Below are 532 nucleotides of genomic sequence, written 5' to 3' on the forward strand. Positions count from 1 at the left end.
TCCAGATCCCCCTGCCAGCCGGCCGCCGAGTAGCGGACGTAAAGCAGCGCATGGCTCGGGGTGTAATCCTTCGCCTGCTGAATATCGACCGCGGCGCCGACGAACCAGTTGCTGGTCACCCGCCGCTCCACCAGCGCTCTGGCGGTGTAACCGAATCCATGGCTGCTGCTTCCCTCCTCCGTCAGCTCGCTGGCGCGCTGCCGGTAGTCGGACGGGATCAGGTTCAGCAGCGGATAGCGGGCTTGCGTCTGGGTGCGCGAATGGGACCATGACACCGACCCGCCGAGCTCCCAGGACCAGTTCTCGGTGCGCTGACGCCAGGTCACCGGCACGGCGAACGAGAGATACTCCTGTGGGCTGTAATAGCCGCCCTGGCCGAGGGTGTAGCCGCTGAGATCTTTGTCGTAGTGCCAGATCATATTGTTGAGGCCGACGGTGACGCGACGATTATTCTCGTTGATGACCTTGTAGTAGTACCCGGTCATCCAGCGCACGCGCCAGTTATCCGCCACGTTTTTACCGGTCAGCGAGT

General features: G+C 62.8%; 1 protein-coding gene. It reads right to left on the minus strand.

Going from position 1 to position 532, the window contains the following annotated elements; all coding sequences use genetic code 11:
* Positions 1-532, minus strand: a 532-nt coding sequence (locus PKE79_RS16785) for a cellulose synthase subunit BcsC-related outer membrane protein (RefSeq protein ID WP_271174804.1), incomplete at both ends; no start/stop codon positions are given.

It is taken from the genome of Microbacterium barkeri (assembly GCF_027921765.1).
Taxonomy (GTDB): domain Bacteria; phylum Actinomycetota; class Actinomycetes; order Actinomycetales; family Microbacteriaceae; genus Microbacterium; species Microbacterium barkeri.